At 52.4% G+C, this 340-nt stretch carries 1 tRNA gene; it reads left to right on the plus strand.

The features are described from left to right. The first annotated feature begins 251 nt into the window (after positions 1-251). Positions 252-327 (plus strand) — tRNA-Glu (locus ACW5W8_RS23980). Positions 328-340 lie beyond the last annotated feature (13 nt).

Below are 340 nucleotides of genomic sequence, written 5' to 3' on the forward strand. Positions count from 1 at the left end.
AAGGTAACCCTAGGGGAACCTGGGGTTGGATCACCTCCTTACCTTAAGATGTCGAAGTTGTTGAGTGTTCACACAGATTGCCTTGATTCAAAGTAGTTAGAGCAAAGACCTGGTGCAGAGATGCATCAGCTTCTGTTGTCCAGCCTTCGGGATGGATGAGAGAAAACCTCCTCTGCCGGATAACGGGATGTGAATAGCAGTTTACTGCTACCTGTTGTCTCAGTGCGCAAGCACTGCAAAGCAGACTCGGGGTCCCCTTCGTCTAGAGGCCTAGGACACCGCCCTTTCACGGCGGTAACAGGGGTTCGAATCCCCTAGGGGACGCCACTTCTCTTCTTGC

Source organism: Aeromonas aquatilis, from assembly GCF_054052405.1.